This window comes from Nitrospirillum goiasense (genome assembly GCF_034427435.1).
GTDB lineage: Bacteria > Pseudomonadota > Alphaproteobacteria > Azospirillales > Azospirillaceae > Nitrospirillum.
In genome coordinates this window covers 1,973,073-1,986,137 of the sequence record NZ_JAXQNP010000002.1, presented here as the reverse complement: position 1 = coordinate 1,986,137, position 13,065 = coordinate 1,973,073, and the positions used below count along the sequence as shown (strand labels likewise).

Below are 13,065 nucleotides of genomic sequence, written 5' to 3'. Positions count from 1 at the left end.
ATGGATGCGGGTCTCAAAGGTCTGCGGGTCGTTCTTCAACCGCCGATCCTTCCAGACTTTGGTCCTTCCGGCCACTGTCCTTATCGCATCCGGTGATTATACTGCCCCGACTTTACCCGCAGAGAGAGACGCCGTGCCCGCCCCTCCCCGCCTGACGGTCTGGTACAATACCAAATGCCCCGTCTGTAACGCGGGCATCGACTGGCAGACCAACCGCCTGGTGCAGGCCGCCCGCGCCGGTATCATCGCCTTCCGCGACATCAATGGGGAGCCGGAGGCGCTGGCCCGCTTCGGCGCGGATGTGGAGGCGGTGCGCCGCCGCCTGCATGGCCTGGATGCCGAGGGCCGCCTGCTGGTGGGCGCCGACTGCGCCATCGCCATCTGGCGCCACACCCCCGGCGACGCCTGGCTGGCCACCCTGCTGGGCAACCGCGTGGTGCGCCCCCTCACCCGCCTCGCCTACGACCGCTTCGCCGACGTGCTGTACGCCTGGAACCGGCGTAAGGGGCATTGGTGATCCATCCGGAATGACCGCATGAAAATCCTGATCGACGTCGACGCGCTTGAAACAGCGGGACTTTTGGCCCCCGAAACCGCCGCCATGCTGCGAACTCACGCTGTGAGGGGAACCGGCACCACCGCCATCAACGCCCTGCTAGCGCTGGGCGTCGTCGCCACGGCCGCCGGCATCAATGCTTTGCTGCCGCGCCCAAGCCTGACAGCCATCTTCGGCACGGCTTTCATTCTCAGCGGCAGTTGGTTTTCCCGGCACTCCATCCAGTGGCGCAAGTTGGGCGCGATTTGGATGGTCGTCGGCGCCTTGGTCCTGTCGGCGGCGTTGGCCATCATCATCCAACGCCCCCTGGCCGGATCGCTGGTGCCCATACCCATCTTGCTGCTGGTGGGATGGTATGCCGGCAGCCGGCTGCTGATCGGATTGGTTCCCTTGGCCATTGCCGCCGCCATCGGCGGCAGCACCGGCTACTGGCATGCGGTGTACGAAATCTCTGTGCAGGAACCGTCGCTGACCATCGTCCTCTTTACTCTGCTGGGCTGGCTGGCCTGGCACATGGCGCTGAGATGCGCGGGTAAAACACAGGCCCTGGCCATCGTTTTCGCCCGCGTCTGCGTCGTCCTGGTCAATCTCGGATTCTGGATAGGATCACTGTGGGGGGACACCCCTGGCAGATTGTGGGATCAAGCCGGAGCGGACCGCATGTTCAGTAGCGCGGGAGCCGCCATCCCTCCCGTGGCTTTCGCCATCGCCTGGGCCATGGCATTGCTGGCCGCCGGCGCCTGGGCGGCGTCTAAGGGCCGCAACTTCCTGGTTAACACCGTGGCCACCTTCGCCGTCATCCACATGTATACTCAGTGGTTCGAACGACTGGGCCTCACCCCAATCTCCGTAACCGTGGGCGGTCTGATCGCGTTGGCGGTCGGCTTTCTGGCCTGGCACTACAATAGGCAGATCTTCAGCGACGAAGACTGATGATAGCACCACGGTTCCCAAAACCGTTGGCCCCTACTCGGCCGCCTGCACTGCCGGCAGCGGGATGGGTTCCAACGTCACGGCCACGCCGCTCAGCACGGCATTGCCGGACAAGGGGTCGCGCATGGTTTCGTCCAGCAGGGCGTTGAGGTTGGCGCCCGGGCGCTGGCTGGCGAGGCCCAGGCGGGCGCCGTCGGCGTCGTGGCCCCAGCCGTGGGGCAGGCTGATGACACCGGGCATCATGTCGGCGCTGATGGCCACCTGGGCCTCGATGGCACGGCCGGCGCGGGACAGGCGGGCCTGCCCGCCATGGACGACACCGTGGCGGCGGGCATCGTCGGGATGCACCAGCACCGTGCAGCGGAACGGACCCTTGGCCAGGATAGGCAGGTTGTGCATCCAACTGTTGTTGGAGCGCAGGTCGCGCCGGCCGATGATGACCAGGTCCGGCGCCGGCTGGTCCAGCGCCGCCAGCGCGCGGGCCAAGTCCGCCACCAGCATCTCGGGCGCCAGTTCGATACGGCCGCTGGGGGTGCGCAGCACCTCCGGAATGCGGGGCTGCAAGGCGCCCAGGTCGATGCCGCCGACGCCGTCTTTCACCTTGGCGAGGGTCAGGCCGTCCGGCTTGCGGCCGAAGCCATCGCCATAGGGCCCCGCGCGTAACGCCAGGTCCAGCAGGCGCTCCGGCCCCGTCCAGCGGGAGACGGCGGCCAGGACGGCGCCCGTGTGGTCCCCCGCCCAACGGCTCACCTCGGCCGTCGCCATGGCGTCGTCCAGGACGGCAGGATCGGTGGCCGCCCCCTTGCCCTCGGCGATGGCGGCCAGCTTCAGCAGCACCTGCCATTCCGGCAGGGCCCCCGCCGGCCGCGGCAGCAGCGCCGGGCTGTAGCGGGCGTGGTTGCGGTAGGACAGTTGCGGGAAGGCGACGTCGTAGTGGCTGTCCTGGAAGGGGGAGACGCCGGGCAGGATGACGTCGGCATGGCGCGTCGTCTCATTCAGGTAGATGTCGACGCTGACCATCAGATCCAGTTGGTCCAACGCCCGGGCCAGGCGGTCGCCGTTGGGGGATGAGAGCACGGGATTGCCGGCCACCGTGACCAGGGCGCGCACCTGGCCCTGGCCCGGCGTCTCGATCTCCTCCGCCAAGCAGCCCACGGGCAGTTCGCCATAAACCTCCGGCGCGTTCGACACGCGAGAGCGGCGGCGGCCCAGGGGCACCCCCCGCCCCTTGCCGCCCGCCCCCACCGTGTTGGCGGCGAAGGCGGCGGCCTTGGGGAACATCGCCCCGCCCGGCCTGTCGAGATTGCCGGTGAGCACATTGACGGCGTCCACCAGCCAACTGGCCAGGGTGCCGAATTCCTGGGTGCAAGTGCCGATGCGGCCGTACAGCACCGCCGGCTCCTGCGTCGCCAGGTCCCGCGCCAGGGCGCGGATGGTGTCGGCGGGGATGGCCGTGTGGGCGGCGGCCCGTTCCGGGGTGAACGGGGCGATGGCGGCCCGCAGTTCCTCCAAGCCCGCCACATGGTCCGCCAGCCGGCCAAGGCGTACCAATCCCTCCTGGAACAGGGTGTGCACCAGGGCGGCCAGCAGGAAGACGTCGCTGCCCGGCCGGATGAAGTGATGCTCATCGGCCAGGGCCGCCGTCTCGGTCCGCCTGGGGTCGATCACCACCAGCCGGCCGCCGCGCGCCTTGAGATCCAGCGCCTTGCCGCGGAAGTCCGGCACCGTCCACAGGCTGCCGTTGGACGCCATGGGGTTGCCGCCCAGGACGACCATCAACTTGGTGCGCTCGATATCCGGCACAGGGATGCTCAGCCAATGGCCGAACATCAGGCCACTGGACAGCTGCTTGGGCATCTGGTCCAGGGTGGAGGCGGAATAGATGTTGCGCGTGCCCAGCGCCCGCGCCAGCACCGGCGTATACAGCAGTAGGCCCATCTTATGGGCGGCAGGGTTGCCGATATAGGTCGCCGCCGCATCCCGTCCGTGGGTTTCCAACAGGGGGACCAGCCGCCGCTCGATCTCCGCGAACGCCTCGTCGTACGTCGCCTCGACAAAGCGGCCGTCGCGCTTGATCAGCGGCGTGCGCAGCCGGTCGGGATCCTCGTGCAGATCCTTCAGCGCCACCCCCTTGGGACAAATGAAGCCGTGGCTGAAGACATCGGCGTCATGCCCCTGGATGCGGGTGACGGCCCCGTCCACCAGCGTGACCTCCAGGCCGCAGCAGGCCTCGCACAAGGGACAGATGCGGTGGGCGACGGTTTCGATACCGGTCACGGGCGGGCCTCCCAGGTTTATTGTGGCCCAACTATCGCGGGTGGACAGGGCAGCTGTCCAGACCTCGCGTCCACGGGGCTCGACGTCTTTAGACCCTCGACATCCATTCGGTTACAACCCATCTTATGGGACATGAGCAACCTTGCCCCCACCTTCCCCGACGGCGAAGACGAAGCCGCCGCTGAGCTCGCCGCACTTACGGCGGCGATCGAGAAGGCGCGCGCCAACAAGCGCGGGGTCCCGCATGAGGAAATGCGGGTTTGGCTGCGCGCGTTGGCCGAAGGTCGCTTTGACGCTCCGCCACCGGCGGCCCGTGACTTGTGAGTGTCATTTGGCGCGAAGACGCCCGGGATGACATCGTCCGCATCACCGCCTATATCGCCCACGACAATCCGGTGGCCGCTGGTCAAGTCGCCCGCGCCTTATTCATCGCTGGTGAAAGCCTGATGGACTTTCCCCGCCGGGGACGCCCTGGGCGTGTGGCAGGAACCCGGGAACTGGTCGCCTATCGACCCTACATCATCGTTTATGAAATCGATGCGGAGGGCGACGTGCATATCCTGCGCGTCTGGCACGGCGCCCAGGATCGCCTGTAACGGCAAAACGCCCGGTCCGCTGGAACCGGGCGTCTCCTGATCTCATTCCGCCAACGACGCCGTGGCGCTGATCTCCACCAGCAGGTCGGGGGAGATCAGGGGCCCCACCTGCACGATGGTGGTGGCCGGCTTGGCCCCGCCGAAGACGGCGCCATGGGCACGGCCCACATCCTGCCAGGTGCTCATGTCGGTCAGGTAGATGCGGGTTTCCACTACGTGCTCGGGCCCGGCGCCCAGCTCGGCCAGGGCGGCCACGATGCGCTCCAGGATCACCTTGGCCTGGCCGCCGGCATCGCCGGGGTGGAAGGCCTTGCCGTCCGGGCCGCCACTGGCGGTGGTGCCGGACACAAAAATCAGGTCGCCGGCCTTGACCGCCCGCGAATAGCCAATGGCCTCCCCCCAGGCGGACGCCACTTCAACCTTTTGCCTACCCATGCTTTCAGTCCTTTTCCAGCACCGAACACGCGGCCCGGCGCATCTTAGTTGCGTCCGCACCATAACAAACGTCGGTTTGTTATCCAGCGTTGCCAAAGCAAAGCTGACACGCGGGCTCAGGGGTCCAGCGGGTCACCGGCGTCCAGGGTCAGCGCCGACAGGGTGGGCAGATAGGCCACGTCGAAGGGCGACACCCGCTCCAGCGCGGTGAAGGGGACATATCCCAGATCCTCCTGGTTGCGGGTGGCGAAGCGATCCTCGGTGATATAGCCGCTCTGCCCCAAGTCGGTGACCACCAGGGCCTTACGGTCCATGGGCATGCCATAGCGATAGATCAGGCGGTCGGCGTTGCGCAGGTTGGTGGTGGTGTGGCGGGCGTGCGGTTCCACCAGGATGGCGGCGGCGGGCACGCCGTAGTCCTGGACCAGGGCCTTCTTCATCTCCAGCGCCTCGTTATAGGGCGTCTGGTTGGGGTGGACGTAGCCACCGCTGACGATGATGACCGGCGCCTTGCCATCGTGGAAGCGCTTGGCCGCCAGCTTCACCCGCAACAGGCTGGGGGCCGACAGGGCCACGCCCGCCGTTTCCGGCCCATAGCCCGGCACCACCAGGGCCGTATAGGGATAGTTGGCCCACTTGATGGTCTTCAGGCGGGCCACGGCCGCCTTGTTCTCCCCGGCCTCCAAGGGCTCCAGCCGCGCGGCCTCGTCCCGGCGGTTGATCTCCAGCAGCAACAGGGCGAAGGCCTCCGTGGGCTCGAAGAACAGGCTGTCGTCGGCCAAGCCATCCGCCAGGACGGAGGCCGCACTCTTCACCAGCGTGCCGTAGGCGGGTGTGGCCACGTCATAGGCCGGGCCATCGATGGCGGGACCGCGCGGCTTCTCGCCGCCGCCGTACACCGCCAGGATATGGTGGGCGGTGGCGGCGGCCTGCGCCCAGGCGCGGACGACCACGTCGGCATCCTGGCCCGGCATCGACGGGTAAAGGCCGCTGGCGTCCAGCGCCGCCACCAGGCGCCGCGTGGCATCGGGATGGGCCTTCAGCGCGGCGGCCAGGGCCTGGCCGGCGGCGGTCACTTCCGCGTCCGACCAATCGAAACCCCGCACGTAACAGCCGGTGTCGCCGCCGCACGTCTCCACCGCCCCACGCGCCCGGGCGCGGCGCTCCGCCGCCAGGCGGCTCAGGTCCGGCGACGTGGCCACGGCGGCCAGCGCCTGCGGGTCGCGGGCCAGCAGGCTGAGGCCGTAGAACAGCTTGTCACGCAGCGGCTGCTTGTAGACCAGGGGCTGAGGTGCGGGAACCGAAGGCGGGGCGGACAGCGCCGGCCCCGCCATCACCATCCCGGCCATCACGGCAATCACAGCCACGCGTGCCCAGCACCGCATATTTCCACGTCCTCGGTCCGTTAAAGGGTGGACACCCTACACGGGAACAGGGTCGCTTGCATGACGTCGCGCGCCCGCCCTGCATCGGACCAGACGTATCGGAACGTTGCGCGCCGTGGAAACTCGCCGTCATAGTGCGCGGCGCCTAAATATTGCCCAACAGGACCATCGACCACCTTGCCCGCCCTGTCCCGCCTTGCGCTCCTGCTGCTGTTCCTGGTCCCCCTGCTCATCCCGGGGGGCGGGGCCTGGGGCGCCGCCCGCCCCAAGACGGCCAAGGCGCAGGTGGACGACGGGGCCGAGGCCGTGCCCACGGTGCGCCTGCCCGATACCGCGCGCCCTTTGCGCTACCGCCTGAACCTGACCATCGACCCGGATCAGAGCGAGTATTCCGGGCAGGTCGACATCAAGGTCGCGCTGGCCAAGGCGGCGGACCATATCTGGCTGAATGGCCGCGACCTGGAGATGGCGGCGGTGGAGGTGGTGACGGCGGCGGGGGAGCATGTGCCTGCCACCTGGGAGCAGGTGACACCCGACGGCGTGGCGCGGGTGGACTTCGCCCAACCGCTGCAGCCGCAGACCCTGACCCTGCGCTTCACCTACAGCGCGCCGTTCGACCCCTCCCTGGACGGCCTCTACCGGGTCAGCGAGCAGGGGCTGAACTACGCCTTCAGCCAGTTCGAGGCCATCAGCGCCCGCCAGGCCTGGCCCTGCTTTGACGAACCGCGCTTCAAGACGCCCTACGACATCACCCTCACGGTGAAGGCCGGGGACGAGGCGGTGACCAACACCCTGCCGGTCCGGCAGGAAGCCCTGCCCGGCGGCGGCCGGCGCCTGACCTTCGCCCCGACCCGGCCGCTGCCCACCTATCTGCTGGCGTTCGCCGTGGGCCCGCTGGACATCGTGAAGGGCCCGACCATTCCCCCCAACGGCGCCCGGCGCAAACCCATCCCCGTGCGCGGCGTGGCTCTGCACGGCAAGGGGCCCCGCCTGGCCTATGCCCTGTCGGTCACGCCGGGCCTGTTCCTGACGATGGAACGCTACTTCGGCATCCCCTACGCCTACGGCAAACTGGACCTGATCGCCGCCCCCGATTTCGACGCCGTGGGCATGGAGAACGCGGGCACCATCCTCTACAGCGAGCAGCGGTTGCTGGTGGCGGCCGACGACACGGTGGACGCCCGCCGGCGCTTCCTGGTGCTGCATGCCCATGAGATCGCCCACCAATGGTTCGGCGACCTGGTGACCCCGGCGGGGTGGGACGACATCTGGCTGAACGAGGCCTTCGCCAGTTGGCTGGCGCCCAAAGCGGTGGACGCCTGGCAGCCGCGCATGCTGACCGCGCGGATGGTGGAGCAAGAGGCGCTGGAGGCCATGGATCTGGATTCCCTGGCCTCCACCCGCGCCATCCGCCAGCCCATCACCACCACCAGCGACATCGAAACCGCCTTCGACAACATCACCTACCGCAAGGGTGCGGGCGTCCTGGCGATGATGGAGTCCTATGTCGGCCCCGACGCCTTCCGCAAGGCGGTGACCACCCATCTGCGGCGCCATATCGACGGCGTGGCCACCGCCCAGGACTTCTTCGGCGCGCTGGCCGACACCATGCACGACCCGGTGCTGGTGGACTCGCTGCGCTCCTACATCAACCTGCCGGGCGTGCCCCGCCTGTCCCTGGGATGGACCTGCCCCCGCACCGGGCTGCAAGTCCTGACGGCCCAGCGCCGCTACCGCCCCTTGGGCTCCGAGGCCAGCACGGCGGCGCACTGGACCCTGCCGCTGTGCGTCCGGCCCAATGCCACCAGTGCGACGTCCTGCATGATGGTGACGGCGGCGCGCCAAACCTTTCCGCTGGGCCAGTACGCCTGCCCGGCCGTACTGGTCCCCAACGCCACGGGCACCGGCTACTTCCGCCTGTCGCTGACGACCGAGCACTGGCGCCGGCTCATCACCGTGTTGCCGCGCCTGCCGGCGGCGGAGCAGATGGCGCTGCTGGAAAGCCTGTGGGGGGAGGTGGTGGCCGGCCACCAGCCCCCGTCGCTGTACCTGACCGCCGCCGTCGGTCTGGCCGGGGTGCCCGCCTGGGACGTGGCCTCGGCCCCCTTCCCCCGGTTGAAGCAGTTGCTGGACCTGGCCACGACGGACGGGGACCGGGCGGCGTTGCGCCTGTTCCTGCTGCAGGCCTGGCGTCCGGTCATGGCCCGGGTGGGCCTGACGCCAGGCAAGCTGGACCGGGTGGCGCCGGAGAACACCGCCCTGTTGCGGGACCGCCTGGTGGCCTTCCTGGCCCTGGAACTGCGCGACGAGACCGTGCGCGCCCAACTGATGACCCTGATGCGCGACCCGAGCGCCCCGCCCCCGGCGGAGGTGCGGGCGACCGGCATGGCGGTGCTGGCGCAGGAGCTGGGACGCCCCTACGTCGACGGTCTGATCGACCAGTTGAAGACGTCCACCGATGCGGAGTGGCGGGAAATGGCGCTGGATGCCCTCAACCGCGTGACCGACCCCGTCCTGGCGGGCCAAATCCGCGACCTGGTCTTCGCCCCCTGGCTGAAGCTGAACGAGGTCAACATGCTGATTCGCGGCCAGGGACGCGAACCCAGCCACTTGCCGGCCTACTGGGCCTGGGTGCAGGCCAACGTCGCCCATATCCGGGCGCGCGGTTCCACCACCACCATGGGGGCGCTGACCCTGCCGCTGGAGGGCCTGTGCAGCGCGCCGGCGGCGGACCAGGTCGACGCCTTCTTCCGCCCCCTGGCCGGGGAGCTGGAAGGCGGCGGGCGCACCATCGACCAGGCGGTGGAGCGCATCCACCTCTGCGCGGCGCAACGCGCCGGCACGCTGTCCCAATTGCCCGCCAAATCCGCGCCCCCCAACCCCGCGTCCTTACCGGGTCAAAGGCCATAATCCCTCGAGCTTACTCCCGAAAGTTTCGGTCATCTGGCTGAATTGTTTAAGCCAATGGCTTACTGTACCAACTAAATGGACAGTGTCCCCGTGGGGGGCGGCGACGCCGGGGCACGCGGGTCCAAGCGCACACGGGAGTGGTGCGCGCTTGGGCGGCTTCCGCCAGGCATCACGGTGGACTAGTCATCGGGGTGGCTGGGCGTCGCGGTGAGGATGACCAAGTTCAGGGGACGCATGAGTCAGGTAGCAATCAACCAGGACGCCGAACCGGTCGACCATGCGGCGATACGCCTGATGATCGTCGAGGACGATGCGTTGGTGGCCTTGGGTATCCGCCTGACGGTGGAGGATTTGGGGTATGAGGTCTGCGGCATCGCCGCGTCGGAACCGGAGGCCATCGCCCTGGCCGCCAGCAGCCACCCCCATCTGGCGCTCATGGACATCCGCCTGAAAGGCACGGTCGATGGAATCGACACGGCCCGGCGGCTGCGGAACGAATTCAGCCTGCGCTCGGTCTTCCTATCGGCCTATACGGATGAGCAGACGATGGCCCGGGCCAGCCAGACCTATCCCTTGGGCTTCGTGCAAAAGCCCTATTCCGCCGGCCAGCTGAAATCGGCCCTGGATTTGGCGTTGCGGCGGCTTGCCGCACCCAAGGACTAGGGCGAAATCGCCGTTGAGCGCCGGCCGGCCAGGGCTCAAAAAGGCCTAGGACGAATTCTTGCTTGGAATGACGGCCCATCTGTCGTGTTATCAGGACGATAGCGGTGCATTCCTGGTTAACGCGCTGTCAAAGTTTCACACATCGTTCGGCGGCTTTGCCTTATTTCCGCCGGAAGATGCTGCAAAATCATTGTCGTGGTCCCGTGAGCCTCGGGCCACGACGTCAAGACGTGCGGAATCCAATCCGCGCGTAAAGACGCATAGAAGGAGAGGAATATGCGCTTTAAAGCCCTGATGCTCGCCCCGGTTCTGTTGGTCGGTCTGGCTGCTTGCGACAAGCACGACGCCCCGGCCCCGGCGAAGACCGAAGCCCCCGCCGCCGCCCCGGCGGCCCCTGCGGCTGAAACGCCGGCCACCCCGGCCGCCCCGGCTGACAGCTCCGCCACCCCGGCGCCGGCCCCGTCCGACGCCACCCCGGCCCCGGCCACGCCGGAGCCCTCCACGACCGAACCCCCGAAGGGCAACTAAGCCATTTCGTCGGGGCTTTGGCCTAACGTTTACGGGCCCGTTCCTCACCGGAACGGGCCCGTTTTCGTTTTTGCGATTGCCTCAGGCGCCGGCGGGGCATCCGCCCCTTGGCTATCCTCACTGCGCCCCCCCTACACACTACCTGGGCGGTGCTCGTTGCGGCGGCCGCAGTCGCGGCCTAGGGGCGCTTTTGCTGGCTCGGGAGTAAAGTCACTCCACTTCGACCGGGCGGGGACGGCCGTCTTCGCCGATGGCGACGTAGGTGAAGACGCCTTCGGTCACCTGCACGGCCTCGCCGGTGGCGCCGCGGCGTACCCAGGTGTCGATGCGGACGCGGATGGACGTGCGCCCCACGGCCAGGATCTCGGTATAGCAATTCAATTCGTCGCCCACCGCCACGGGGCGATAGAACTTCATGGCCTCGATGCCCACCGTCGCCACCCTGCCCCGGGCGCGGCGTATGGCCTTGGCGGCACCCGCCAGATCCATTTGGGACAGTACCCAGCCGCCGAAGATGTCGCCGTTGGCGTTGGTGTCCGCCGGCATGGCGAAGGTGCGCAGCGCCGGCGCGGAGGAAAAGTCGGGGGTGGGCGGCTGGTCGTTCATCGATCCGTACTCCTGAAAGCGATACAGGCCGCCCATACCCCCGATGTGGGAGGCTGGCGGGTCCGTTCTTACAAAATGTGGTGGTTGGCGGGGATGCCCCGCCGCCCCAGTCCTTGAACTGCGGCGGCGCCCACTCCTATAATGGGGTATGAGCGACCTTTTCCAGAACACCGCCCGCAAGCAAGACAGCTATTCCGCCCAGGACATCGAGGTCCTGGAGGGGCTGGAGCCTGTCCGCCGCCGTCCCGGCATGTATATCGGCGGCACGGACGAACGCGCCCTCCACCATCTGGTGGCGGAGGTGCTCGACAACGCCATGGATGAGGCGGTGGCCGGCCACGCCAACCGCATCGACCTGGAATTGGCCGCCGACGGCACCGTCTCCATCCGGGACAACGGCCGCGGCATCCCGGTGGACGACCACCCGAAATACCCGGGCAAGTCGGCGCTGGAGGTGATCCTCACCACCCTGCATTCCGGCGGCAAGTTCAGCGGCAAGGTCTACGCCACCTCCGGCGGCCTGCACGGCGTGGGCCTGTCCGTCGTCACGGCCCTGACCGACCAGCTGACGGTGGAGGTCGCCCGCGACCGCACGCTCTACACGCAAAGCTACAGCCGCGGCGTGCCCCTGACGCCGCTGGTGAACGCCGGCCCGGTGAACAACCGGCGCGGCACCCTGGTGCGCTTCCACCCCGACGCCCAGATCTTCGGCGACGGCGCGCACTTCAAGGCGGAGCGTCTGTACCGCATGGCGCGGTCCAAGGCCTATCTGTTCCGGGGCGTGGAAATCCGCTGGAGCTGCGATCCCTCGCTGCTGAGCGACGACAGCGCGGTGCCGGCGGCGGAAACCCTGCACTTCCCCAACGGGCTGCTGGACTATCTGATGTCGGCCCTGAAGGACCGGCGCACCGTCACCCCCACCGCCTTCGCCGGCCAGGCCGACTTCCCCAACCAGGCCGGCCGCGTGGAATGGGCCGTGGCCTGGCCCGAGGATGACGAGGGCTTCAGCCACACCTACTGCAACACCATCCCCACCCCCCAGGGCGGCACCCATGAGCAGGGCCTGCGCCAGGCGCTGACGCGCGGCCTGAAGGGCTATGGCGAGCTGGTGGGCAACCGCAAGGGCCCGTCCCTCACGGCCGAGGACGTGGTGGACGGCGCCACCATCCTGTTGTCCGTCTTCATCCGCGACCCGCAGTTCCAAGGCCAGACCAAGGAAAAGCTGGTGAGCGCGGAGGCTGTGCGCCTGACCGAGGCGGCCATCAAGGACCATTTCGACCACTGGCTGTCGGCCGCCCCCGACGCCGCCAAGGTGCTGCTGGACCGCCTGGTGGAGAAGGCGGAGGAGCGGGCGCGGCGCCGCGCCGCCAAGGACATGGCGCGCAAGACGCCCACCCGGCGCCTGCGCCTGCCGGGCAAGCTGGCCGACTGCTCGCGCCAAAGCTCCGAAGGCACCGAGATATTCATCGTCGAGGGCGACAGCGCCGGCGGCAGCGCCAAGCAGGCGCGCAACCGCGAGACCCAGGCCATACTGCCCCTGCGCGGCAAGATCCTGAACGTGGCCTCGGCCAGCACGGACAAGCTGCGCGGCAACCAGGAACTAAGCGACCTGGTGCAGGCCCTGGGCTGCGGCGCCGGCAAGGACTTCTCCCCCGACCGGCTGCGTTATGAGCGCATCGTCATCATGACGGACGCCGACGTCGACGGCGCTCACATCGCCTCGCTGCTGATGACCTTCTTCTATCGCGAGATGCCGGCGCTGATCCAGAACGGCAACCTCTACCTGGCCCTGCCCCCGCTGTACCGCCTGTCCCAAGGCAGCAACGTCCGCTACGCCCGCGACGACGCCCACAAGGACGAACTGATGGCCACCGTGTTCAAGGCCAACCAGAAGGTGGAGATCAGCCGCTTCAAGGGCCTGGGCGAGATGCAGCCCAGCCAGTTGAAGGAAACCACCATGGACCCGGCACGCCGCACGCTGCTGCGCGTGACGGTGCCCGACATCCGCGATCCCGAGCAGAAGGACGACGCGGAAAGCACCGCCAGCCTGGTGGAAAGCCTGATGGGCCGCAAGCCGGAGCTGCGCTTCAAATTCATCCAGGAAAACGCCAAGTTCGCGCAGGACTTGGACGTCTGACCAAACGCCCGGACGCCACCGTCCGGGCGTTTCACTTTT

At 68.3% G+C, this 13,065-nt stretch carries 12 protein-coding genes; 8 read left to right on the top strand and 4 right to left on the bottom strand.

Annotation, left to right across the window (positions count from 1 at the left end):
* Positions 1–133: 133 nt before the first annotated feature.
* Both ULB03_RS11705 and ULB03_RS11700 read left to right on the top strand, forming a co-directional pair.
* A complete protein-coding gene (locus ULB03_RS11705; RefSeq protein WP_322483281.1) occupies positions 134–517 on the top strand; it encodes a thiol-disulfide oxidoreductase DCC family protein in 384 nt (127 codons plus the stop codon).
* A gap of 18 nt (positions 518–535) precedes the next feature.
* On the top strand, positions 536–1,489 hold the full coding sequence (locus ULB03_RS11700) for a hypothetical protein (RefSeq protein WP_322483280.1): 954 nt from the start codon (positions 536–538) through the stop codon (positions 1,487–1,489).
* 33 nt (positions 1,490–1,522) lie between these two features.
* Here the strand turns inward: ULB03_RS11700 and ULB03_RS11695 are convergent, their stop codons facing one another.
* Positions 1,523–3,766, bottom strand: coding sequence for a molybdopterin-dependent oxidoreductase (locus tag ULB03_RS11695; protein WP_322483279.1), 2,244 nt, complete (start codon positions 3,764–3,766; stop codon positions 1,523–1,525).
* A 132-nt stretch (positions 3,767–3,898) separates the two neighbouring features.
* Here ULB03_RS11695 and ULB03_RS11690 point away from each other — a divergent pair, with 132 nt between their 5' ends.
* The gene (locus ULB03_RS11690) at positions 3,899–4,090 is read left to right on the top strand and encodes a hypothetical protein (RefSeq protein WP_145751580.1); all 192 of its coding nucleotides are present in this window, start codon (positions 3,899–3,901) and stop codon (positions 4,088–4,090) included.
* A complete protein-coding gene (locus ULB03_RS11685) occupies positions 4,087–4,362 on the top strand; it encodes a type II toxin-antitoxin system RelE/ParE family toxin (protein ID WP_322483278.1) in 276 nt (91 codons plus the stop codon). Before ULB03_RS11690 ends, ULB03_RS11685 begins: the two co-directional genes overlap by 4 nt.
* Before the next feature lie 42 nt (positions 4,363–4,404).
* Here the strand turns inward: ULB03_RS11685 and ULB03_RS11680 are convergent, their stop codons facing one another.
* Positions 4,405–4,797: a RidA family protein gene (locus ULB03_RS11680; RefSeq protein WP_145751578.1), complete on the bottom strand. Its 393-nt coding sequence runs from the start codon at positions 4,795–4,797 to the stop codon at positions 4,405–4,407.
* Between the two features lie 116 nt (positions 4,798–4,913).
* Positions 4,914–6,164, bottom strand: coding sequence for a YdcF family protein (locus ULB03_RS11675; RefSeq protein ID WP_322483277.1), 1,251 nt, complete (start codon positions 6,162–6,164; stop codon positions 4,914–4,916).
* Between the two features lie 195 nt (positions 6,165–6,359).
* Between ULB03_RS11675 and ULB03_RS11670 the strand changes: the two genes are divergently transcribed.
* The 3 genes from ULB03_RS11670 (at position 6,360) to ULB03_RS11660 (ending at position 10,283) form a co-directional block, all read left to right on the top strand.
* Positions 6,360–9,092, top strand: coding sequence for a M1 family metallopeptidase (locus tag ULB03_RS11670; RefSeq protein WP_322483276.1), 2,733 nt, complete (start codon positions 6,360–6,362; stop codon positions 9,090–9,092).
* 234 nt (positions 9,093–9,326) lie between these two features.
* Positions 9,327–9,755: a response regulator gene (locus tag ULB03_RS11665; protein ID WP_322483275.1), complete on the top strand. Its 429-nt coding sequence runs from the start codon at positions 9,327–9,329 to the stop codon at positions 9,753–9,755.
* Between the two features lie 276 nt (positions 9,756–10,031).
* Positions 10,032–10,283, top strand: coding sequence for a hypothetical protein (locus ULB03_RS11660; RefSeq protein WP_145730101.1), 252 nt, complete (start codon positions 10,032–10,034; stop codon positions 10,281–10,283).
* A gap of 210 nt (positions 10,284–10,493) precedes the next feature.
* Here ULB03_RS11660 and ULB03_RS11655 read toward each other — a convergent pair whose 3' ends face one another.
* Positions 10,494–10,889 carry an acyl-CoA thioesterase gene (locus ULB03_RS11655; protein ID WP_322483274.1) on the bottom strand — a complete coding sequence of 132 codons (396 nt, stop codon included), beginning with the start codon at positions 10,887–10,889 and terminating at the stop codon, positions 10,494–10,496.
* 148 nt (positions 10,890–11,037) lie between these two features.
* Here ULB03_RS11655 and parE point away from each other — a divergent pair, with 148 nt between their 5' ends.
* The gene (gene parE / locus ULB03_RS11650) at positions 11,038–13,026 is read left to right on the top strand and encodes a DNA topoisomerase IV subunit B (RefSeq protein ID WP_322483273.1); all 1,989 of its coding nucleotides are present in this window, start codon (positions 11,038–11,040) and stop codon (positions 13,024–13,026) included.
* The last annotated feature ends 39 nt before the right edge of the window (positions 13,027–13,065 follow it).

What these genes read in the sequence shown, in the direction of transcription:
- ULB03_RS11700 (WP_322483280.1), top strand. Translation starts at nt 536, where the DNA reads ATGAAAATCCTGATCGACGTCGACGCGCTTGAAACAGCGGGACTTTTG.
- ULB03_RS11690 (WP_145751580.1), top strand. Translation starts at nt 3,899, where the DNA reads ATGAGCAACCTTGCCCCCACCTTCCCCGACGGCGAAGACGAAGCCGCC.
- ULB03_RS11680 (WP_145751578.1), bottom strand. Translation starts at nt 4,797, where the DNA reads ATGGGTAGGCAAAAGGTTGAAGTGGCGTCCGCCTGGGGGGAGGCCATT.
- ULB03_RS11665 (WP_322483275.1), top strand. Translation starts at nt 9,327, where the DNA reads ATGAGTCAGGTAGCAATCAACCAGGACGCCGAACCGGTCGACCATGCG.
- ULB03_RS11660 (WP_145730101.1), top strand. Translation starts at nt 10,032, where the DNA reads ATGCGCTTTAAAGCCCTGATGCTCGCCCCGGTTCTGTTGGTCGGTCTG.
- ULB03_RS11655 (WP_322483274.1), bottom strand. Translation starts at nt 10,889, where the DNA reads ATGAACGACCAGCCGCCCACCCCCGACTTTTCCTCCGCGCCGGCGCTG.
- parE (WP_322483273.1), top strand. Translation starts at nt 11,038, where the DNA reads ATGAGCGACCTTTTCCAGAACACCGCCCGCAAGCAAGACAGCTATTCC.